Raw genomic sequence first — 23,180 nt, forward strand, 5'->3', positions numbered from 1 at the left:
GCGGGCGTGGTAAGCGGTGGCGAGGTCGGCGAGGAAGGGGCGGTCGGACCACTCGTCGGTGGTGATGTGGTGCAGCACGATGGCCACGACATGGTCGTCCGGCGCGACCCGGAACACCTCGGCGCGCACCGGCAGCCCGGTGGCGAGGTCGAACGGCCGCGCCACGGCGGCGGCGACCCGGTCGTCCAGTTCCCCCGCCGGGCAGTCCACGACGGCGAACTCCGGCTCGGCCTCCTCCACGGGGACGACGAGCTGGTACGGCTCGCCCTCGTGCACGACGACCTCGAAGCGCGCCTCGCCCTCCTGAGGAGAGAAGGGGCCGGAGGACGCGGCGGACGTCGGGGAGACGGACGGCGTCGCGGATATGGCGAGCCGGGGGAAGCGGGTCCGGAGGGACTCGTGGCGGGCCACCACGTCGCGCAGCGCCTGGCGCAGGGAGTCGGTGTCCAGGGCTCCGCGCAGCCGGAAGACCAGCGGGAAGTGGTAGGCGTCGCCGCCGCTCAGCCGGTCGGCGAGCCACAGGCGGCGCTGCGCCGGGGACAGGGGAACGCGCTCGGGACGGTCGGCCACGGGCGCGACGGGGGGACGGGCGGGCCGTCCCGCACCGGCCCGCGCGGCCAGCAGAGCCGGGGTCGGGGCCTCGAACAGGTCGCGGATGGCCAGTTCCGCGCCCAACTCGGTACGGGCGCGGCTGACGAGCCGGGTGGCGAGCAGCGAGTGGCCGCCGAGGTCGAAGAAGTCGTCGTCCGCGCCGGCCTCGGGCAGTCCGAGCAGCTCCGCGAACAGGCGGCAGAGCACCACCTCCTCGGGGGTGCCCGGCTCGCGCCCGCCCGTGGCGGCGCGCGGCTCGGCGTCGGGCAGGGCGCGGACGTCGAGCTTGCCGTTGTCGTTCATCGGCAGCCGGTCCATGACGACCAGCGCGGCCGGGACCATGTAGTCGGGCAGCAGCCCGCGCAGGTCCTCGCGCACGCGCCGGGCGAAGTGGCCCGCGTCGCGCGCCGCCGCCGGGGCGTTGGCGTACGGCTGCGCGCCGCCGCCGGGGCCGTCCGCGCGTGGTGGACGAGGTTCGTCGCCGGGACGCCCGTGATCGCCTGCGAGCGGAGCCGGTCGATAGAGGCCGCCGGTCACCCGGAAGTCGCCGCGCAGGAAGACCGCGTCGAAGTGGCCCGGCTCGGCGGAGGGGGTGGTGAGCAGCCGGTATCCGTGCTCGGCCGCGAGCGCGTGCAGCGCCTCGGGCTCCACTCCCCCGAGAAGGGCCGAGCCCCGCTCGGACGCGGCCCGCGCGTCGGGCACACCGGTCACCCGCACCCGCTCGGGCCGGTGCTCCCGCAGATAACGGTCAAGCTCGGTCGGGTTCGAGGTGCTTTCTTCCTCGGCCGTCGGCTTGGCCATGGAGTCGCCGGTGTGGGCTGAAGGCCATCGCAGGGTCGGCTCGCCGGCGAGGTGGACGTCCGGGGCGTGCTTGTAGAGGACGACGTCGTAGCGGTGGCGGGTGAGTTCGTCGTGGTGGTGGCCGCGCTTGGTGCGCAGGTCGACGCCGTAGCCGAGCGTGGTGAAGAAGTCGGGGTGGACCAGCAGTTCCTTCTCCAGCGCGAGGCTACGGTCCACGGCCCGGCGCACGGCCTCGGGGTCGGCGTCGCCGAGCGGGACGGGGCCGGCGCCGGTGCGGGTGAGGTCGGCGGCGCCGTGGCCGGCTCGGGTGAGGTGGATGGCGGTGTGGAAGGCGCGGGCCGTTCTGAGGTCGCGTACGTCGCCGATGAACAGGGCGCCGCCGGGGGCCAGCAGGCGCATGGCCCCGTGGATCACCTGGGCGAGGTGGCCGGCGCTCGGGAAGTACTGGACGACCGAGTTGACGACGATCGTGTCGAAGTACCCCTCGGGGAGCCCGGTGGTGTCGTGGGCGGCCTGGCAGCGCAGCTCGACCCTGGCGGCCGGCTCCGGGGCGTGCGGCAGGTCCCGGCGGAGCTTGCGGATCACGGGGGCGGCGAAGTCGGTCGCCCAGTACGCCTCCGCGTCCGGGGCCAGGCGCGACAGCAGCAGCCCGGAGCCGACGCCGATCTCCAGGACGCGGCGCGGGCGCAGCTCGCGGATGCGGTCGACGGTCCGCTCGCGCCACTCGCGCATGTTCTCCAGCGGGATCGGCCGCCCGTCGTAGCTGCTGTCCCAGCCCGCGAAGTCCTCGGTGAGGACGGCGGTGCCGATGCGCTCGTACTCGTCGGAGTAGACGTCCCGCCATTCGCCGATCTGCTCCCGCTCCGCGGACTCCCGCGCCGCACCGGTCGGCTCGGCGGGCACCACGTACCCGACGAGGCGGCGGGTGCCGGGAGCCGACGGGTCGTCGCGGGCGACGACGGCGGCCGCCGCCACCTCGGGGTGGCGGGCCAGCGCGGACTCGACCTCGCCGGGCTCGACCCGGTACCCGCGGATCTTGACCTGGTCGTCCGTGCGGCCGAGGAAGTCCAGGTTGCCGTCGGCGCGGCGCCGCACCAGGTCGCCGGTTCGGTACATGCGCTCGCCCGGCCGGCCGAAGGGGTCGGCGACGAACCGCCCCGCGGTGAGGCCGGGCCGGTCGAGGTAGCCGCGGGCCAGGCCGACGCCCGCGATGTACAGCTCGCCGGGAACGCCGTCCGGGACGGGCCGCAGCCACGGGTCCAGGACGCGGACGCGGGTGGCGCGGATGGGACGGCCGACGGTGGGGGTCGCGCTGTCGCCCGTGCCGCCGCCGAGGGTGTTGATCGTGTACTCGGTGGGGCCGTACAGGTTGTACCCGTAGGTGCCCTCGGTGTCGCGCAGCCGGTTCCACACCGTCTCCGACACCGCCTCCCCGCCGAGCAGCACGAGCGGCGGGCGGTGCCCTTCGAGCAGGCCCTCCTCGATCAGCAGGTGGGCGTAGGTGGGGGTGACGTTGACGACGTCCACGCGGTGGGCCTCGCAGTAGGCGACCAGCGCCCGCGCGTCGCGCCGCAGCTCCTCGTCGCACACGTGCACCTCGTGGCCCTCGACCAGCCAGAGCAGCTCCTCCCAGGACATGTCGAAGGCGAAGGACACCGTGTGCGCGACGCGCAGCCGTCGTCCCCCGGCGGAGGCGACGGCCGGGGCGAAGATCTCCTTCTGGTGGTTGAGGCGCATGTTGGTCAGGCCCCGGTACGGCGTGACGACGCCCTTCGGCCGCCCGGTGGACCCGGAGGTGTAGATGACGTACGCCGGGTGGTCCAGGCTGAAGGCGGGACGGTCGGCGCCGGTGACCGGCCCGGCGGGCAGCGCGGCGAGCGCCCCGGCCACCACCGGGTCGTCGAGCATGACGCGCCGGTCGCCCGGGACGCCGCCGTCCAGCCGCGCCGAGACGGCCGAGGTGCACAGCATCAGCGCGGGACGGGCGTCGGCGAGCGTCGCCACCAGCCGGTCGGCGGGGTGGTCGAGTTCCAGGGGCAGGTAGGCGGCGCCGGTCCGCAGGACGGCGAACAGCGCGGCCACCATCTCGATCGAACGCGGCAGTCCCAGCGCGACGACCTTCTCCGGGGCCGCGCCGCGCGCGATCAGCAGCCGCGCGAGCCGGTTGACGCGGGCGTCCAGCTCGGCGTAGGTGACGGTCAGGCCACCGAAGACCAGGGCGGTCGCCTCGGGGGTGCGCGCGGCCTGGGCGGCGAGCAGGTCGGAGATGGTCTCGTCGGGGACGGGCACCCGGCTCGCGGCGTCCTCGCGCGCCAGCGCGGCGCGTTCCGCCGGCAGCAGCGGGTCGAGGCGGCCGGCCGGCGCGGCGAGGTCGTCCGCGAGCCGTCCGAGGAGGGCGGTGAAGCGGTCCAGCAGCGTGCGGGCCTCGGGGCCGCCGACGAGGTCGGGCCGGTGGGCGAGCGTGACCCGCACCCGCCTGCCGGGGGTGACGATGAGGGTCACGGGGTAGTGGGTCGCGTCCACGTTGGCCACGGCCGTGACGCCGTGGCGGGCGGACAGCTCGGCGAGGCGGTCGTCGGTGTCGGTGTCGCGCAGGACGAAGAGGGTGTCGAACAGCCGCCGGTGCCCGCTCTCGGCCTGCAGCACGCCCAGGCCCACGTACTCGTACGGCATCAGGTCCAGGCGCTCGCGCTGGACGCGGCGCAGCAGGCCCAGCACGGGTTCGGCGGGGTCGAAGGCGATGCGGGCGGGCACCGTGTTGAGGAACATGCCGATCACGTTCTCGACGTCCGGCACCTCGCTCGGCCGCCCGGCGACCGTCGTGCCGAAGACGACGTCGGCGCGGCCGGTCGCGGCGGCGAGCGTGAGCCCCCAGGCGGTGGTGAGCAGCGTGTAGAGGGTCAGGCCGTTGCTCCGGGCGAGGTCGCGCAGCCGCTCGCCCAGGGCGGCGGGCAGCTCGTCGTCCAGGCTCTCCGGGATGACGGGCTCCAGGTCCTGGGCGGCGTGCCCGGCGATCAGCGTGGGCTCCTCCAGGCCCGTGAGCGCGTCACGCCAGGCGCGCGTCGCCATCCCGGCGTCCTGGGACTCCAGCCAGGTCAGGTAGTCCCGGTAGGAGCCTGGGCGCGGGAGGTCGCGCGCGTCGCCGCCCGACTCGTACAGGGCGAACAGCCGGCCGAGGAACACCCAGGCGGACCAGCCGTCCCACAGCAGCAGGTGACGGCCGATGACGAGCCGGTCGCCGCGCCCCTCGCCGAGCCGGATCAGCAGCATGCGGAACAGCGGCGGCCTGGCCAGGTCGAACCCGCGGGTCCGCTCCTCGTCCATCAGCGCGCGCAGCCGCGCGTCCCGCTCGGGCTCGGGCAGCCCGGATAGGTCCGCCACCTCCAGTGGGACCTCCGGGCCGGCCGCGACGAACTGCACCGGGCGGCGCAGGCCGTCGCTGGTGAAGCCCGCGCGCAGGCTCGGGTTTTGGGCCATCAGCACCCGGACGGCGGCGCGCAGCCGTCCCGCGTCGAGCCCGGCGGCGACGTCGAATGACTCGTGGACGGTGTAGACGTCGAGGACGCCCTGGTCGTAGGTCGAGTGGAAGAACAGACCCTCCTGAAGCGGCGCCAGCGGCCAGATGTCCTCCACCGGGCCGCCGAGCCGGTGGACGCGGGCGGTCTCCTCCTCTGTCAGGTCGAGGGCCGGCCCCGCGCCGGTCCTCGCCGTCGCCGTGCCGGACCTGGCCGCGGCCGCGAGCGCGAGCGCGGCGGGGGTGCGGTGCTCGAAGACGTCGCGCGGGTCCAGCTCCAGGCCGGCGCGGCGGGCGCGGCTGGACACGCCGATCGAGCTGATGCTGTCGCCGCCGAGCATGAAGAAGTCGTCGTCGGGACCGGCGCCGTCGATGCGCAGCACCGCGGCGAAGATCTCGGTGAGGACGCGCTCGCGCTCGTCACGTGGCGCCCGCGCCTCGGCCCGCACGACGTCGGGAGCGGGCAGCGCGTCCCGGTCGAGCTTGCCGCTCGGCGTCAACGGCAGCGCGTCCAGCACGACGTACGCCCCGGGCACCATGGACGCGGGCAGCGTTTCGGCGAGCGCCGTCCGCACCGCGTCCGTGTCGAAGGCCACGCGCGCCGCGTCCGTGCCGGCCTCCGCACGGACCGCGCCCGCGTCCCGGAGCGCGGGGACGACGTAGGCGGCGAGCGTCGTCCCTCGGACGGCCACGGCCGCCTGGGCGACGGCGGGCAGCGCGGTCAGGGCCGCCTCGATCTCGCCGGGCTCGACGCGGATGCCGCGCAGCTTGACCTGCCGGTCGGTGCGGCCGAGGTACTCGACGGCGCCGTCCTCGCGGCGGCGGACCAGATCGCCGGTGCGGTACATGCGCGCGCCCGGCTCGCCGTACGGGTCGGCGACGAACCGCTCGGCGGTCAGGCCCGGCCGCGCGTGGTAGCCCCGGGCGAGCTGGACGCCGGTCAGGTACAGCTCGCCGGGCACGCCGGGCGGCGCGGGACGCAGGCAGGCGTCCAGGATGCGCAGGCCGGTGTTCCAGACCGGGCGGCCGATCGGCACGGTGGTGCCGGCCGAGCCGTCGCACGGGTGGTAGGTGACGTCGACCGCCGCCTCGGTGGGCCCGTAGAGGTTGTGCAGTGGCACACCGGTGAGCCCGTGCCAGCGCGCGGCCGCGGCGCCGGGCAGCGCCTCCCCGCTGCTGAAGACGCGGCGCAGCGACGCGGCCCACGACGGGTCGGCGGTGATCTCGCCCGCCGCGAGGAAGGCTTCGAGCATCGACGGCACGAAGTGCATGGTCGTGACGCGCCGCTCGCGGATCAGACCGGCCAGGTAGGCGGGGTCGCGATGCCCGTCGGGGCGCGCCAGCACGACCGCGGCCCCTTCGCACAGCGCCCAGAAGAACTCCCAGACGCTGACGTCGAAGCTGGACGGCGTCTTCTGCAGCACCCGGTCGCCGGCGCGCAGCCCGTACTCGCCCTGCATCCAGGCGAGCCGGTTGACGATGGCCCGGTGCGTGACGACGACCCCCTTGGGCCGGCCGGTCGAGCCGGAGGTGTAGATGAGGTACGCGGCGTCGTCCGGCCCCACGTCCCGGCCCTCCAGGGCACCCGTGTCCGGGGCGTCCGGCGGCTCGGCCCGCGTCGCCACCGGAGTGGAAACGGTCTCGTCGCGGCCGGCGGGAGTGTCGGGGAGGAAGAGGGTGAGTGCGCCGGTGGCGGGGAGGCGGGGCGCGGACGCGGGGGTGGTGACGACCGTGCTCGCGCCGGAGTCGGTGAGCATGTACGCGATGCGGTCGGCCGGGTAGTCCAGGTCCACGGGCAGGTAGGCGGCACCGGACTTCAGGACGCCGAGCAGGGCGACCATCAGCTCCGCCGAGCGCGGCACGGCGACGGCGACGATCCGCCCGGCGCCGGACGCGCGCAGGCGGGCGGCCAGGGTCTCGGCGCGGGCGTCCAGCTCGCGGTAGGTCAGGGTCTCGCCTTCGTGGACGACCGCCGTGGCGTCGGGGGTCCTGGTCACCCGGGCCTCGAAGGCGGCGGCCAGCGTGGTCTCTCGGACGTCCACGGTGTCCCCGGCCAGGACGGAGGCCGCCAGATCCTCACCCGACGGCGGGTCGACGCGTGCGGCCGTCCGTCCCGGGGCCTCGGCGATGGTCTGGAGGATGCGGGTCAGCCGGTCGGCGACGCTTTGGACGGTCCGCCGGTCGAGCTTCTCGGCGTGGTGCTTGAGGCGCAGGTCCAGGCGGCGGCCCGGCTTGACGATCAGGGCGAGCGGGTAGTGGACGGCGTCGTGGAACTCGTGGCCGGTGATCCGCACCGTGCCGGTGGCGTCGGTGAGACCGGCGGCGGACGGGTAGTTCTCGACGACGACCAGGGTGTCGAACAGCTCGCCGCCGCCCGCGAACCCGGCGACGCGCTGGATCTCGGCGAGCCCGAGGTGCTGGTGGTCCAGCAGGCGGGTCTGCTCCTCCTGGAAGCGCGTCAGGAGGTCGGCGAGGGTGTCGGCGGGCCGCCACCTCACGCGCGTCGGCAGGGTGTTGATGAACAGGCCCACCATGGACTCGATGCCGTCCACCTCGGCGTCGCGGCCGGAGACGGTGGTGCCGAAGACGACGTCCTCGCGGCCGGTCAGGCGTCCGAGCAGCAGTCCCCACGCGGTCTGGACGATCGTGCCGAGGGTCACCCCGCGCTCGCGCGCCACGGAGGTCAGGCGCGCGGTGAGACGCTCGGGCAACTCGACGCGCACCTGCTCGGGCCGCGCGGGCGCCCCGCCCATCACGACACCTGCCACCGCCGTACCGCCCGAAGCCGCGGGACCAGCCGCCACACCGCCCGCGGCCGCGAGAGGGACCGTCGCATGAGCCGCCGCCGCAGGACTCGCCGCCGCACCGCCGGTCGTCGCAGGATCCGGTGCCGTGCCGGCCAGCCGGGCGGGCTCGGCGAGACCCGCCAGCGCCGCCCGCCACGCAGCGCGGGCGGCGCCCCTGTCCGCTCCCGCCAAGCGGCGCAGGTACTCGCGGTACGGAGCCGGCGTGGTCGATAGGGCGGAGCCACGACCGGCGCGCACGGCCTCGCCCGCGCTGCCGGAGGCGTCGTCGACGCCCCCGCTAGGGGAAACGCCTGTCCCGCTCGCGAAGTTCGTAATGGTCTTGGGCTTTTCGCCGGGTTCAGTACTCTCGTGGGCGTCGCGCCCGGAAGCGGTGGGCGCGTAGAAGGCCATCAGCTCGCGGTGCAGGATCGGCAGGGACCAGCCGTCCGCGACGATGTGGTGGAACGTGAGCAGCAGGCGGGCGCGTCCGGAGCCCATTCTGACCAGGGCGCAGCGCAGCAACGGCGGGCGCGCCAGGTCGAACCCGCGGGCGCGCTCCTCGGCGGCGAGGGACTCGGCCCGGGCCTGCCGGTCGGCGGCGTCCCGCGTGGACAGGTCGACCTCCCGCCACGGCAGCTCCAGGCGCGCGGCGATGAGCTGGACGGGCCGATCGTCCGGCGTCCTGCGGAAGAAGGCGCGCAGCGGGGCATGCCGGTCCAGCAGGCGCTGGGCGGCGCGGCGCAGCGCCTCCGCGTCCACCGCGCCCTCCAGGTCGATGGCCTGCTGGACGACGTACGCGTCCCCCGCCGGGCCGTCCACCAGGGAGTGGAAGAAGAACCCCTCCTGGAGCGGGCCCAGCGGCAGCACCTCCTCGACCGCAAGCGGATCGCCGCCCGGCACCTCCGCGACCGAGATCCCGTCGCCGTCCAGAACCTCCCCGCCCCAGAACGCGTCGCCGCCGGGCACCTCTGCCGACTCCGGCCCGCTCGCCCCCGCGCGCGGGCCGTCATCGGATCCGCCGTCACGCTCCTTCACCACCGGGGCGAGGGCGGCGACCGTCCGGTGGCGGAAGACGTCGCGGACGGTGAGCCGCAGGCCGGACTCACGGGCGCGGACGAGCAACCGGATGGCGACGATGCTGTCGCCGCCGAAGGCGAAGAAGTCGTCGTCCACGGTGACGGACGGCAGGCCCAGCACCTCGGCGTACAGCGCGCACAGCAGCTTCTCGCGGGGATCGCGCGGGGCGCGGCCGGAGCTGAGGGCGGCGGGGTCGGGCACGGGCAGCGCGGCGGCGTCCAGCTTGCCGCTCGGCGTCACCGGGAGACGGGCGAGCGGGACGAACGCGGACGGCACCATGTACTCGGGGAGGTACTCGGCCGCGTACGCGCGCAGCCCCTTCATCAGGACGGCGACGTCACGGAACGGCGCGGGCCGGTTGGCGTGCGGGAACGCCCCGGCGGTCCGGTAGATCCCGCGAACCGGCGCGCCGGAACGCGCCTCGCCGTCCCCCGCCGCGACAACCTCACCGTCCGCCCTGGGCGGGCGACCTCCCGGTACCTCCGCGACAGCGCGCTCCCCGCCGGACGCGTCGTCCTGATCGGCGAGCCTGCGACGCGTCGAGCGGCCGACGGGGGTGAAGGCCACGTCGAGTGCGCCGTCGTCCGCGTGGCCGTTCCAGGTGACCACCACGTGGTAGCCGTGCCGGGCGCCCAGGTCGTGCAGGGCCTCGGGGTCGGCGCCCGGGTCGGGGACGGCCGGGCCGCCGTCCTCCTCGACCGCGTAGAGACCGGCGAGGTCGTCGGTGAGCCGGGCGTTCGGCACGCCGGTGACGCGGAGGCCCGCGGGACGGCCCGCCAGCCGCGCGCCCAGCCCGTCCAGGCCGCCGAGCCCGGCCCACCGGACCTCCTCGACGTGCATCCCCGCCATACGGCCTTGAGTCTCGCCGTCAGCGGGCTCGACGCCCGCGACCGCGCCCGCGCCCGGCACCGAGGCAAGCACTGTGGCCCGCCTGCGCAGGACCGCGTCGTACCGGTAGCGGGTCAGTTCGTTGTGGTACGTCCCCCGCTTGACACGGATGTCGGCGTCGAAGCCGGCGAGCGTCGCGAAGTAGTCGGGGTCGAGCAGCAGCTCGCCCTCCCAGGCCACCGACCGGTCGACGGCCGCGCGCAGGGCCTGCTTGTCGCCGGCGCCGGCGCCGGCGCCGCGCCGGGTCTCGACGGCGGCGCGCAGGCAGCGCAGCAGCCGCAGATTGCGCACGTCACCGACGAAGACCGCGCCTCCGGGGGCGAGCAGGGCCTCGGCCTGGCGCAGGACGCCGGTCAGATAGCCGGCGCTCGGGAAGTACTGGGCGACCGAGTTGAGGACGATGGTGTCGAAGTAGCCCACCGGCAGACCGGTGAGGTCGTGGGCGGGCCGGGCGCGCAGCTCGACCCGTCCCGCCAGCTCGGGCACCGCGCCGACCTGTGCGCGCAACGCCTCGACCGCCTCCCGCGACAGGTCGGTGCCCCAGTACGCCTCGCAGCCGGGAGCGACGCGCGACAGGATGAGCCCGCTGCCGACGCCGATCTCCAGCACCCGGCGCGGCCCGAGCTCCCGGATCGCGGCGACGGTCGCGTCCCGCCACTCGCGCATCTGCTCGACGGGGATCGGCAGCCCGTCGTACATGCTGTTCCAGCCCGCGAAGTTCTCCAGGAAGCCGTCGGAGCCCGCCGCCGCGTAGAGCAGTTCGTGCAGGTCCTTCCACTCCTCCACCCGTCCGGCGTCGCCGGGGCCCGCCTCGGGCGACAGGGACGGGACGACGTACGCGGCGAGCCGCCGGTCGCCGGGCCGGTCCTCGCGGACCACGACCGCGGCCTGATCGACGGCGGGGTGCCCGCGCAGCACGGACTCGATCTCGCCGGGCTCGATGCGGAAGCCCCGGATCTTCACCTGCGCGTCGGCCCGCCCGAGGAAGTCGAGCCGCCCGTCGGGCCTCCACCGGACGAGGTCCCCCGTGCGGTAGAGCCGCTCCCCGGGCGCGCCGAAGGGGTCGGCGACGAACCGCTCGGCGGTCAGCGCGGGCCGTCCGAGGTAGCCGCGCGCCAGCCCCGCCCCGCCGAGGTACAGCTCGCCGGTGACCCCGGCGGGGACGGGACGCAGGCGGGCGTCCAGCACGTAGGCGCGGGTGCCGGGGTCGGGGACGCCGATGGGGACGGTCGACCCCGGCGGGGTGGCCGGGTCGCACAGGCCCAGGGTGGAGTTGGTGGTCGCCTCCGTGGGGCCGTACGCGTTGAACATCCGCCTGCCGCGCGCGTAGCGGGCGACGAGCTCGGGCGAGACGCGTTCGGTGCCGGCGAGCAGGGTGGCGGGCGGCAGCTCCGCGTCGTCGGGCATGGCGGCGAGCAGCGCCGGGGGCAGGATCATGAAGGTGACGCCGTTGGCGTGCGCGTAGTCGGCCAGCGGCCTGCCGGGCACGCGCAGCTCGGACGGGACGACGACGAGGCGTCCGCCGGAGAGCAGGCCCAGGCACAGGTCCCAGAAGGCGACGTCGAAGCTCGGCGAGGCGAACTGCAGGACGCGGCTGTCCGGCCCGACGCCGAAGCGCTCGCGCTGCGTGGCCACGAGCTTGGCCACACCGGCGTGGGACAGCACGACGCCCTTCGGACGGCCGGTGGAGCCGGAGGTGTAGATGACGTAGGCGGCGTTCGGCGCCGACAGCGGCCCCCGGTCGGCCTCGCCCGGGTCGCGGCGGGGACGTTCTGTCAGCTCGCGGACGGTGGCGGGCGCGTCAAGGACCACGACCTCCAGGCCCTCGGGAAGGTCCTGGAACTCGGCGGCCGGCTCGGCGGTGGTGACCAGGCAGGCGGGCCGGGCGTCGTCCAGCATGTAGGCGACGCGCTCGGCCGGATAGTCGGTGTCGACGGGCAGGTAGGCCGCGCCCGACTTCAGGACGGCGACCTCGGCGACGATGAGCTCGGCCGAGCGGGGCAGGGCGAGGGCGACCACGCGCTCGGGCCCGGCGCCTCGCGCGATCAGCGCGTGGGCGAGCCGGTTGGCGCGTTCGTCCAGCTCCGCGTAGGTGAGGCGGGCGTCCCCGAAGACCAGGGCGACGGAGCCGGGGCGCAGGCGCACCTGCTCGGCGAACATCTCCGGCCAGGTCAGCGGGGGGACGTCGTGGGCGGTGTCGTTCCACTCGACGAGGATGCGGCGGCGCTCCTCGGGGGCGAGCGGCTCCAGGTCGCCGACGGGGGTGTCCGGCCGGGCCAGCCCGCCGGCGAGCAGGGCGTCGTAGTGGGCGAGCATCCGCTCGGCGGTCGCGGCCTCGAACAGCTCGGGCCGGCAACGCAGCCGCGCCTCACCCCCGGCGACCTCGAACACCACATCCAGCTCCGGGTCCTCGTCGGAACGGCCGGCCGTGTCGGAGGCGGTGGTGAAGGCGGTGTCGAAGGCGGTGGTGAACGCGGTGTTGAAGAAGAGGCCGCCGCCGCGCATGGCATCCGGGCGCAGCGTGGTGGCGAGGGTCGTGAGCGGGACGCGGTGGGCGCGAGCCTCGGCGCGGACGGCGTCCACGTGTCGTACCAGCTCGGCGAAGGTCGTGGCTCCGGTGAGGGTGACGCGCAGGGGCAGCCCGTCGTACCCGACCGTGATGTCGCCGGAGCCGCCGTACCTGTGCAGCAGCGCGACGTACGCGGCGAGCAGCACGGGTTCGGTCGCGGTGGCGGCCGTCCGCGCGGGGCCGGTCGCGGGGGTGGTCTCAGGGGCGGGGGCCGTCGCGGGTTCGCCAGCGGTCACCGGTTCGGGGGCGGTCACGGATCGGAGGGCGGTGAGCGTGCGGGTGTGCGTCACTCGGGGGCCGGTGGGCGACGGCGGGTACGGACGGTCGAGCGGCAGGGCGGCTTCCTGCGGGAGCGGGGACAGTCGCCGGTTCCAGTACGCGGTCGCTTCTTCGATGCCGAACACAGGTGACGAACCCTCCCATAGGTGGACGAAACCGGCCGGACCCCGACCGTGATCGGCGCTCATACTAAGGTAAGGTTTACCTAAGTTACATCCCCGGGGGCATGGTTTCCGGCCTGAAAATAAGGTTCGCCTAACCTAAGGAAGTCGTAAGTGGAGACAGTTCGGTGACCCGCGCCGGAGGGCTTCGGCCCGTGCTCCTTCTGGCGTCGCTCGCCGCCGTCCTGCTCGTGCTCTGCCTGCTCTCGATCGCCCTCGGCGCCCGGGGCGTGCCTCTCGACCAGGTGCTGCGCGCCCTGTCCGGGCACGCCGACAGCCGCCTCGTCGAGAACATCGTCTGGACGGTCCGCGTGCCGCGCACGGCGCTCGGGCTCGCCGCCGGAGCGGCCCTCGGGCTCGCCGGCGCGCTGATGCAGGCCCTGACCCGCAACCCGCTCGCCGATCCCGGCGTGCTCGGCGTCAGCGCGGGAGCGGCCTTCGCCATCGTCTTCTCGGTCGCGGTGCTCGGGCTCGGCTCGCTGTACGGATACGTCTGGTTCGCGTTCGCCGGCGCGCTCGCCGCCGGCGTCCTGGTGTTCTTCCTCGGCAGGCTGGGACGCTCGGGGCTGACGCCCGTCAAGCTCGCCCTCGCCGGCATCGCGGTGACCTCGCTGCTCACGTCGCTGACCAGCGCCGTCGTCCTGACCAACCCGGACGCGCTGAACCGCTACCGCTTCTGGAACGCCGGCTCGCTCGCCGACCAGACCGGCGCCACGGTGCTGCGCGTGCTCCCCTTCGTCGCCGCCGGCGCGCTGCTGGCGCTGGCGTGCGCGCCCGCGCTGAACAGCCTCGCCCTGGGCGACGACGTGGCCGCCTCGCTCGGACGACGGCTCGGCCTGGTGCGCCTCCAGGGCGTGGCCGCGGTCACACTGCTGACCGGCGCCACCGTCTCGGTCATCGGCCCGGTCGTCTTCCTCGGCCTGGTCATCCCGCACGCCGCGCGGGTGCTCGCGCAGCGGGCGGGCGTCGGGCCGGACCACCGCTGGCTGCTGCCGCTGTCGGCGCTGCTCGCGCCGTGCCTGCTGCTCGCCGCGGACATCGTGGGACGGGTCGTCGTGCGTCCCGTCGAGATCCAGGCCGGGGTGCTCATCGCGTTCATCGGCGGGCCGTTCTTCATCGCCATGGTGCGCCGGCGCCGGCTCGCGGAGGTGTGACGTGGCACGCGCCTCCGGCACCGGGAAACCCTCCGTCCTCGCGCGGCGCCACTTCCGGCTCGCCGTGCCGCCCGTCTCCGGCGTCCTGCGTCCGCGCCTCGTCGCGGTGTGCGCGGCGCTGACGGCCGCCGCCTTCCTGGTGTTCTGCTGGGGCGTCTCGATCGGCGAGGTGCCGATCGGGCCGGTGGACGTGATGAAGGCGCTGGCCGGCCAGGGCGACCCGGGGACGCTGCTGGTGGTGAGGGAGCTGCGGCTGCCGCGCGCGGTGGTCGGCCTGCTGGCGGGCGCCGCGCTCGCCGTCTCCGGCGCGCTGTTCCAGACGATGACGCGCAACCCGCTGGCCAGCCCGGACATGATCGGCCTCACCGCGGGCGCGGGGACGGCGGTCGTCGCGGGCATCGTGCTCGGCTGGGACGGCGGGCCGGGCGCGCAGGCGCTGGGGCTGCTCGGCGCGCTGGCCACCGCCGTGCTGGTGTACGCGCTGGCGTGGCGGCGCGGCACGACCGGGTACCGCATCGTCCTGGTCGGCATCGGCCTGTCGTGGATCTGCACCAGCGCCACCGACTTCCTGCTGGCCAGGGGCGGGCGGTTCCAGGCGCAGGCGGCGCTCGGCTGGCTGGTGGGCAACCTCAACGGACGGTCGGCCGCGGACGCGGTGCCGCTCGCCGCCGCCGTGGCGGTGCTGGTACCCGCGGCGCTGGTCCTCGGCCGCCTGCTGCGCACGCTCCAGCTCGGGGACGACGTCGCCGCCGCGCTCGGCACCCGCGTGCAGCCGGTCCGGCTCGCGCTGATGCTGACCGGCGTCGGGCTGGTGGCGTTCGCCACCGCGGCGGCGGGGCCGATCGCGTTCGTGGCGCTCGCCGCGCCGCAGATCGCCCAGCGGCTGGCCGGCGCCGCCCACCCTCCCCTGGTGGCGTCGGCGCTGGCCGGGGCCCTGGTGGTCCTGTCCGGGGACCTGGCCGCCCGCACGCTGATCTCCGGCACCGAGCTCCCGGTCGGTGTCGTCACGGGCGTCCTCGGGGCGCCCGTCCTGCTCTGGCTGCTCATCCGCGCCAACCGCGCGGGCTCAGGAGGCTGAACGCATGCCCACCACCCATCCGGCCCCCCACCCGGACCTCCGGGCGAGCGGCCTGCGCCTGGCGTACGGCGGCCGTCCGGTCGTCGAGGACCTGGACGTGGCGATCCCGCCGGGGCGCGTTACGGCGATCGTCGGCGCGAACGCCTGCGGCAAGTCGACGCTGCTGCGCGCGCTGGCCCGGCTGCTGGCGCCCGTCCAGGGGACGGTGCGGCTGGACGGCCGGGCGCTGGGGTCGATCCCGACGCGGGAGCTGGCCCAGCGGCTCGGCATCCTGCCGCAGGGCCCGGTCGCCCCGGAGGGCCTGACCGTCGCCGACCTGGTCGTGCGGGGCCGCTCGCCGCACCAGACCTGGTGGCGGCAGTGGTCGGCGGCCGACGAGCGGGCCGTCCGGGACGCGCTGGCCGCGACCGGCATGACGGCCCTGGCCGACCGGCCGGTGGACGAGCTGTCCGGCGGGCAGCGCCAGCGAGCCTGGATCGCAATGGCCGTCGCGCAGGGCACCCGGGTGCTGCTGCTCGACGAGCCGACGACGTTCCTGGACCTCGCCCACCAGATCGACGTGCTGGACCTGGTGACCGACCTCAACCGGCGTGAGGGGCGGACGGTCGTGATGGTGCTGCACGACCTCAACCAGGCGTGCCGGTACGCCGACCACGTGATCGCCATGAAGTCCGGCCGGATCGTCGCCGAGGGCGCGCCCGCGGGCGTCATCACCGAGGAGACCGTGCGGGACGTCTTCGGGCTGCGCTGCCAGGTGGCGACGGACCCGGTCAGCGGCACGCCCCTGGTCATCCCGAAGGGCCGTCACCACGACGGCGACACGGCGATGACAGAGTGACGGCCTGGACGGCGGCCCGGGGACACGCGCCCCGGGCCGCCGGGGTGAGGGGCTAGGGGTGCGCGGTGAGGTAGCCGCCCATGCCGCGGAAGTACTCCAGCGCGGGGTACTCCGCGCCGTCGTCGGTGCGCACCCGCCGGACGACCAGCCCCGGCCGCCGTCCGGTACGGGCGTCCGCGCCGGCGACGATGACCACGCCGTCGTCCTCGCGGATGAACACCCGCCCGGGGGTGCCGCCGTAACGGGCGCGGGAGACGGCGGCGGACACGATCCGGATCCGCTCGCCGCCGTGGTAGGTGAACGCGTTGGGATAGGGGTCCGACTGCGCGCGCACCAGCCGCTCCAGGTGCTCGGCCGGCCAGTTCCAGTCGATGCGGCTGTCCTCGACCGACCGCTTGTGGAAGAAGCTCGCCCGGTCGCGGTCCTGCGGCGTCCACCGCGCCCGCCCGGTGGCGATGAGGTCGAGCGACTCGCGCACGACCGGGCCGATCAGGTCGACCGTCCGGTGGAACAGGTCGGTCGCGGTGTCGCCGGGCCGTACGGGCACGGCGCGCTGGAGCACGATGTCCCCGGCGTCGAGCTCGGCGTCCATCCGGTGCGCGGTGACGCCGACCTCCTTCTCGCCGTTGATGAGCGCCCAGATGATCGGCGAGAACCCCGCGTACGCGGGCAGCAGCGAGTCGTGGACGTTGAGCGTGCCGTGCGGGGGCAGGTCGAAGATCTCCGGCGGCAGCCAGGTACGCCAGTTGTTGGCGACGATGATGTCGGGCGCGGCGTCCCCGAGCGCCTGGAGCAGTTCGGCGTCGCCGGGGCGGCGGCGCAGCAGGACGGGGACGTCGTGCTTGGCGGCGAGCTCGGCGACCGAGTCGTCCCAGATCCTCTCGTAGACGTGGTCGCTCCTGGGGTGGGTGACGACGAGGGCGACCTCGTGGCCGGAGTCCAGCAGCGCCTGCAAGGTGCGATGCCCCCAGGTCTGGTAGCCGAACATGACGACCCGCATAGACGATCCCCTCTCCACCACATGAACAGCTTAGGTTAGCCTTGCCTCATGATTGCAAGGTAAGGCTAACCTTATCTAGCACGTGGCAGCCGGAAATAGGAGGAGATGCCGCGGTGAAAGCACTGCGCAGTGGGCCGGACCTCGTCTATGACATCCTGGGCGTCGGTTTCGGACCGTCCAACCTGGCGCTGGCCATAGCCGTCGAGGAGCACAACGCCAAGGCCCCCGCCGCCGACCGGCTGGTGGCCGGGTTCCTGGAGAGGCAGCCGCGCTTCGGCTGGCACCGGGGCATGCTCATCGACGACGCGACGATGCAGGTCTCCTTCCTGAAGGACCTCGTCACCATGCGCGACCCGTCGAGCGACTTCAGCTTCCTGTGCTACCTGCGTGAGCGCGGCAGGCTGGTGGACTTCCTCAACCAGAAGACCCTGTTCCCGCTGCGCGTGGAGTTCCACGACTACTTCGAGTGGGCCGCCGCCCGGGTGTCCCACCTGGTCGACTACGACGCCGAGGTGCTCGCCGTGGAGCCGGTGACGGCCGAGGACGGCGAGGTGCGCTGGTTCGACGTGCGCGGCCGCGTCCCCGGCGACCCGTCGCGGACGGTCGTGCGCCGCGCCCGCAACGTCTGCCTGGCCGTCGGCATGGAACCCCACCTGCCGCCGGGCGCCGTGCCGTCCGGCCGCGTCTTCCACACCAGCGAGCTGCTCCCCCGCGTCGCCGAGCTGGCCGCCGCGGGCACCCCCGTACGGCGGGCCCTGGTGCTCGGCGCGGGGCAGAGCGCCGCCGAGGCCGTCGACTACCTGCACCGCACGTTCACCGGCGCCGAGGTCTGCGCGGTGTTCGCCAAGTACGGGTACACCCCGGCCGACGACAGCCCGTTCGCCAACCGGATCTTCGACCCCGAAGCGATCGACGTCTTCTTCAACTCCCCGCCGCAGGTGAAGAGGTCCCTGTTCGACTACCACCGCGGCACCAACTACTCGGTCGTCGACATGGAGCTCATCGAGGCGCTGTACGCCACGACCTACCGCGAGAAGGTGCGGGGCCGGGAGCGGCTGCGGATGCTGAACGTCTCCCGCATCCGCGACGTGCGCACGCTGGACGACGGGCTGGAGGTCGCCGTCGAGTACCTGCCCACGGGTGAGCTGGAGGTGCTCACCGCGGACGTGCTCGTCCACGCCACCGGCTACCGCCCTCCCGACATCTCCGGCCTGCTCGGCGAGACGGCCAAGCTCTGCCTGCGCGACGAGGAGGACGGCGTCCGCGTCGGGCGCGACCACCGGGTCGAGCTGTGCTCCCCCGTCACCGCGGGCATCTACCTGCAGGGCGGCACCGAGCACACGCACGGCCTCACCTCGACGCTGCTGTCCACCACGGCGATCCGCGCGGGCGAGATCCGCGACTCGCTCCTCGCCCGCCGCGCGGCGCGGCGCCCGGCGACCGCGTCGGCTTCGCCGGCACCCGCGTCCACTGGGTGACCGACCCCGCGGCGGCGTGGACGCTGCTCGTGGGCGACGAGACCGCGCTGCCGTCCATCGCCGCCATCGCCGAGCGGTCATCTTTCCATTAACTTGCCGGACTCCCTGTGATTCACTCGTGCTCATCGGGCCGAGCCCGGGACGATCTACCGTCTGGGGCCCCACCCCCCGTGCACGAGGAGCACGCACATGTTCCGACGCAAGGCCTTCACGGCGGTGTCAGCGGCCGCCGCCGCCGGCGCGGCGCTGATCACCGCCGTGACCCTGTCGGGTGGCGTCGCCAACGCGGCGACGACCACCTTCACCCCCGTGGCCGACACCTACGTGGACAACAGCACGACCGGCACCAACTACGGCACCTCCGCCCAGCTCGGCGTGGACAACTCGCCGGTCAAGCGGCTGTTCCTGCGCTTCACCGTGTCCGGTGTGTCCGGCACGGTCACCAGCGCCAAGCTGCGCGTCCACACCGACGACGTGGCAGGCGCCGAGAGCCCGAGCGGCGGCACGTTCAGGCGGATGAGCAACACCACGTGGTCGGAGACCGGCACCACGTGGAACGCCCAGCCGTCCATCGACGGCGCCACGCTCGGCACGCTCGGCTCGGTGGCCCGCAACGCCTGGTACGAGGTCGACGTGACGTCCTATGTGACGGGCAACGGGACCTACAGCATCGGCGTCACCTCCACCGCCACCGACGGCGCCGACTTCGACGCGCGCGAGAGCGGAAGCGCGACCGCGCCGCAGCTCGTGGTGACCACCGGCACCGTCTCCAGCCCGTCCCCGACCGTCACCACTCCCCCGCCGTCCGGCGACCCGGTGCTGGTCGGCGCGGGCGACATCGCCGACTCCGGGTCGGGCGACACCGCCACGGCGGCGCTGCTCGACAACATCCCGGGCACGGTGTTCACCCTCGGCGACAACGTCTACACCAACGGGACCGCCTCGGAGTTCAACTCCTACTACAACCCGACCTGGGGCCGTCACAAGGCGCGGACCAGGCCGGTGGCGGGCAACCACGACTACAACACCTCGGGCGCGACCGGCTACTACGGCTACTTCGGCTCCTCCGCGGGTGACCCGACCAAGGGCTACTACTCGTACAACGTCGGCACGAACTGGCACGTCGTCGTGCTGAACTCCAACTGCTCGGCCATCGGCGGCTGCAACGCCGGCTCCGCGCAGGAGCGGTGGCTGCGCTCGGACCTCACCACCAGCGGCAGGCCCTGCACCGTGGCGATGTGGCACCACCCGCGCTACACCTCCGGCGCCAACCACGCGCCGGACACCTCGGTGGCGCCGCTCGTGCAGGCCCTGTACGACAACAACGCCGACCTGATCCTGACCGGCCACAACCACCAGTACGAGCGGTTCGCGCCGATCAACCCGTCCAACCAGCTCGACACCACGCGGGGCATCCGTCACTTCGTGGTCGGATCCGGCGGGGCGGGCCACTACAGCTTCGGCACGATCCTGGCCAACAGCGAGGTCCGCAACAGCGACACCTACGGCGTCCTGAAGCTAACGCTGCACGCGAGCAGCTACACCTGGCAGTTCGTGCCCCAGTCGGGCCGGACATTCACCGACAGCGGCACCACCAACTGCCACTGACCGTGTACCTGACCACTCTGGACAGGAGCGGTGCCGCCGGCGGCCCCATCAGGGCCGTCGGCGGCGCCGTGCTCGCGCTCGGCACGGTGTTCTTCCTGCTGCTCGCCGCGTCCTCGCCCCGGAGGTCACGATGCCTCTCAGCCTGAGCCGGAGGTCGCGATGACCCTCAGCCTGCGCGCCCGTGTCCTCGTGACCGTCCTGGCCGCGCTGGTGCTCGCCGGGGCCGCCGTCGCCTACGCCGCGTCCGCCAGGTCGGCGAAGGCGGCCAAGGACAGGCTCGCGGCCGTCCCCTCCGCCCCGGTCGGGAACGGCCCGCGCCTGCAGGTGCTGACCAACGGCCGCCTGTCGACGGTCTCCAGCGCCGACCCGGGCGGGCCGCGCGAGGTCACCGCGCTGGCGTGCGACCGCGCCTACGCCGCCGCCGGCACGGTCGCGTGCCTGAAACCGGCGGGCCCGCTCAGCGCGACCTCGCTGTCGGTCATGGACGCGTCCCTGAAGGAGCGCGCGTCCGTCCCGCTGCGGGGCTTCCCGAACCGGCTGCGCGTGTCGGCGTCGGGGCGGATGGTGGCCTGGACGCTGTTCATCGACGGCCACTCCTACGCGACGACCGGCTTCTCGACCCAGGCCGGGATCCTGGACACCCGCACGGGACGGCTGGTGAAGTCGCTGGAGGAGTTCACGATCACCCTGGACGGGCGGACGTACCGGAACCCGGACGCCAACTTCTGGGGAGTCACGTTCGCCGCCGACGACAACCGCTTCTACGCGACCCTCTCCACCGGCGGGCGCCGCCACCTGGTCGAGGGTGACTTCGCGGCGGGCACCGTGCGGACGCTGCGGGACAACGTCGAGTGCCCGTCCCTGTCCCCCGACGGCACCCACATCGCGTACAAGTCGGCCATCGGCGGCGACCCGAAGAAGGGCTGGCGCCTGTCCGTCCTCGACCTGACGTCGCGGCGCGTGACGCCTCTGGCCGAGACGCGCAGCGTGGACGACCAGCCGACGTGGCTGGACGACCACACGATCGCCTACGCCCTCCAGACCGGCGACGGCACCAACAACATCTGGTCGGTTCCTGCCGACGGCTCGGGCACCACACGCCTGCTGGTCCCCGGCGCGAACTCGCCCGCCCCCTCCGGGAGCCCGGCGAGCCGGTAGGACGGCCCGGCGCGGAGCCGCTCCCCGGCCCGGGACGGCTCCGCGTCCGCCATCCGCGACCTCTCCCCCGCCGACCTGCTCGACGTGAAGACCATCGTGTGGATCGTCGGCGACCCGGCCACGGGCCCGGCCGAGCTTCGCCAGGACAAGCTGCACGCCGACCTGGACGTGGTCACGCAGGCCCGCGAGGTGTTGGTCAAGGAGAGCGGCGACTACGGCAACGCGCTGTCGTTCGTCTCGGTGCTGAGCCTGCCGTACACCCTGGACCGCCTCGTCCCCCAACTCGCCGCCGCCGTGGACGGCGACCCCGCCACCGAGGTGTCCCAGCCGCAGTCCTGAGGACGACCACGTCGCACCCCGGTGGACGGGAGGACGGTCATGCCGTCAGCGGCTCCATGGCGGAACCCGGGCGCATGCGCCGCCAGGCCACCGCGATGAAACCGACCAGGAACAGCAACGGGATCGTGGTGATCGACCAGGACAGCGCGAGCGGCGGGCCGGGCTGTTGCAACGCCGTGAAGGGTGTGGCCAGTGAGCCCTCTCCACGTCCCTGGGGGCCGTCGATGACGAAGCCGAAGCGCCACTGCCCCGGGCTCGGCAGCGCGGTGGTGTCCAGGCCCCACACCCCCCGCTTCCGGGGATGGCGTGCCAGCGGTTGAACGCGTTCGTCCGCTGGCATGTTCGGGCCGTCCACGTGGAGTTGACCGGACTTGCCCTGGATGCCGCCGTCGGGGATGAAGCTGAAGTCCATGGACTGCATGGCATGGACCGGCCACACGCTGAAGCCGATGGTCACGCCATAGGGGCCGGCCTGGACCCGCTCGGTGTGCACGATGTTCACCGGAGCGTAGGTGGTGCCGGGGGGCGTGGTGGGCGTGACCGGAGCGTGGGCGAGGGCGGGGGACGCGGTGAACCCGCCGAAGGCCAGGGCGACCAGCGCGGCCGCGGTCAGATTCCGCGAGCGGGCGAAACGTCGCATCGGTCAGATCCCTTCGATGAGCGGACGGGTGGTGGACGCGGCCGTGTTCGGCGTCGCCGTGGTACCGCGCATCATGGTGCCGAAGCGCCAGCCGAGGAACCCGGCCAGTACGCCGAAGGCGGCGCTGCCGATGGTGGTGGCGACGAGGGGGGGCATGTCGAATCCGCCGTGCCCGGTCATCACGAGGTCTTGGAGCGGCGCGCACACGGCGACCACGGCGCCGCCCAAGGCGCCGGCGGCCAGGGGAGCCCAGCGCATCGGCCATCGCCGCGACCGCGCCCGCCACAACACGAGTTCGACCGAGGCGGCCGCGAGGACCAGGAACATCGGCAGTTTGGAGGGGAACGCGGGCACGGGCTCGACGTAGTCCCGCAGCGGCAGTCCCACGAAGCCGGCGTAGACGTGCGCGGCCCAGGGCGAGTAGACCCACAGCACGCCCTGCATGGCGGCGAGCACGAGACCGATGGCCAGCGCCCCACCGGGACGGCGAAGGCACGCCGCCGCGGTGATCAGCAGCATCAGCGACAGGAAGGCGGACCCGATGGTCTGCGGGTTCACCACGCCGGGCAGATCCTTCACCGGCGCCAGGGTGATCATGCTGAAGGCCACCATCACCGGCATGGCGATGATCATGCCGATGCGGCCCCAGCGCTGTTCCCGCGCCGCACCGTAGACGATCACGGAGCCGGCCATGGTCACCGTGATCGACAGGAACAACGACACGTGCGGCGGCGAGCTGAGCGTGGCGTCGAAGCCGTAGAGCGTGTGCCACCACATGTCCCACAGCCCGGTGAGGAGGAACATGGCCGCACCGGTACCGGAGACCAGATAGCCCACAGGTGCGGCGAAAGCGCCCCCGAGCACGCGGACGTGCCGTCCTCCCACGAGCGGGTCGATCAGCCGGCCGGCGCGCTGCCGGGCTGTGGTCATCAGCACCACGGCCAGGCTGGTGAGGCCCGCGATCGCGCTGCCGGCGTAGAGCACCAGGTGAGGCAGGGTGAAGAAGGTGTCCGGGCCGACGTCGATGTGCCATTGGACGTCCCAGCTGATGCCGAACAGCGACGAGAGGGTGCCGAGGGTGACAAGGGCCGCGGGCAGCCACGGCCGGGTCACCCCCTGATCGATGGCCTTGTCCGCTGTGGGCAACGCGAAGGCCGGCCTGTTGGCCATGGAATGGTCCATTGTGTACTCCTTTCTGGCTGAGAGTGGCTGTTTGTCTCG

Annotated in this window: 11 protein-coding genes and 1 pseudogene; 8 read left to right on the forward strand and 4 right to left on the reverse strand. The window is 74.1% G+C overall.

Annotated features, from left to right (window positions below; all coding sequences use genetic code 11):
• Positions 1-12: 12 nt before the first annotated feature.
• Positions 13-12,693 (reverse strand): annotated as a pseudogene (locus DQ384_RS27480) (amino acid adenylation domain-containing protein); the annotation flags it as partial.
• A 101-nt stretch (positions 12,694-12,794) separates the two neighbouring features.
• Here DQ384_RS27480 and DQ384_RS27485 point away from each other — a divergent pair.
• From DQ384_RS27485 to DQ384_RS27495, 3 genes are read left to right on the forward strand one after another with little or no spacing between them, the layout of a single operon-like run.
• Positions 12,795-13,820: a FecCD family ABC transporter permease gene (locus DQ384_RS27485; protein ID WP_181871450.1), complete on the forward strand. Its 1,026-nt coding sequence runs from the start codon at positions 12,795-12,797 to the stop codon at positions 13,818-13,820.
• 1 nt (position 13,821) lies between these two features.
• Entirely contained in the window at positions 13,822-14,898 is a 1,077-nt protein-coding gene (locus tag DQ384_RS27490; protein WP_114031788.1) for a FecCD family ABC transporter permease, read from the forward strand.
• Positions 14,899-14,902: 4 nt separating this feature from the next.
• Complete coding sequence (locus tag DQ384_RS27495; protein ID WP_114031789.1) at positions 14,903-15,736, forward strand: ABC transporter ATP-binding protein; 834 nt, start codon at positions 14,903-14,905, stop codon at positions 15,734-15,736.
• Between the two features lie 52 nt (positions 15,737-15,788).
• On the opposite strand, the gene DQ384_RS27500 is transcribed toward DQ384_RS27495, so the two are convergent.
• Entirely contained in the window at positions 15,789-16,736 is a 948-nt protein-coding gene (locus tag DQ384_RS27500; protein WP_114031790.1) for a methionyl-tRNA formyltransferase, read from the reverse strand.
• Between the two features lie 113 nt (positions 16,737-16,849).
• Between DQ384_RS27500 and DQ384_RS27505 the strand changes: the two genes are divergently transcribed.
• The 5 genes from DQ384_RS27505 to DQ384_RS27520 all read left to right on the forward strand — a co-directional run bounded on the left by DQ384_RS27505 (position 16,850) and on the right by DQ384_RS27520 (position 21,319).
• Entirely contained in the window at positions 16,850-18,214 is a 1,365-nt protein-coding gene (locus DQ384_RS27505) for a lysine N(6)-hydroxylase/L-ornithine N(5)-oxygenase family protein (RefSeq protein WP_114031791.1), read from the forward strand.
• Positions 18,215-18,403: 189 nt separating this feature from the next.
• Positions 18,404-19,822, forward strand: coding sequence for a CBM96 family carbohydrate-binding protein (locus tag DQ384_RS27510; RefSeq protein ID WP_114031792.1), 1,419 nt, complete (start codon positions 18,404-18,406; stop codon positions 19,820-19,822).
• A 2-nt stretch (positions 19,823-19,824) separates the two neighbouring features.
• Complete coding sequence (locus tag DQ384_RS41570; RefSeq protein ID WP_181871451.1) at positions 19,825-19,968, forward strand: hypothetical protein; 144 nt, start codon at positions 19,825-19,827, stop codon at positions 19,966-19,968.
• 13 nt (positions 19,969-19,981) lie between these two features.
• The gene (locus DQ384_RS27515) at positions 19,982-20,980 is read left to right on the forward strand and encodes a TolB family protein (RefSeq protein ID WP_114031793.1); all 999 of its coding nucleotides are present in this window, start codon (positions 19,982-19,984) and stop codon (positions 20,978-20,980) included.
• Positions 20,981-21,064: 84 nt separating this feature from the next.
• Entirely contained in the window at positions 21,065-21,319 is a 255-nt protein-coding gene (locus tag DQ384_RS27520) for a hypothetical protein (protein WP_114031794.1), read from the forward strand.
• 37 nt (positions 21,320-21,356) lie between these two features.
• Here the strand turns inward: DQ384_RS27520 and DQ384_RS27525 are convergent, their stop codons facing one another.
• Complete coding sequence (locus DQ384_RS27525) at positions 21,357-21,959, reverse strand: hypothetical protein (RefSeq protein WP_220183159.1); 603 nt, start codon at positions 21,957-21,959, stop codon at positions 21,357-21,359.
• Between the two features lie 3 nt (positions 21,960-21,962).
• Positions 21,963-23,141 carry a hypothetical protein gene (locus DQ384_RS27530; RefSeq protein WP_181871452.1) on the reverse strand — a complete coding sequence of 393 codons (1,179 nt, stop codon included), beginning with the start codon at positions 23,139-23,141 and terminating at the stop codon, positions 21,963-21,965.
• Positions 23,142-23,180: the final 39 nt, after the last annotated feature.

Source organism: Sphaerisporangium album, assembly GCF_003323745.1.
In the GTDB taxonomy this organism is placed as follows: domain Bacteria; phylum Actinomycetota; class Actinomycetes; order Streptosporangiales; family Streptosporangiaceae; genus Sphaerisporangium; species Sphaerisporangium album.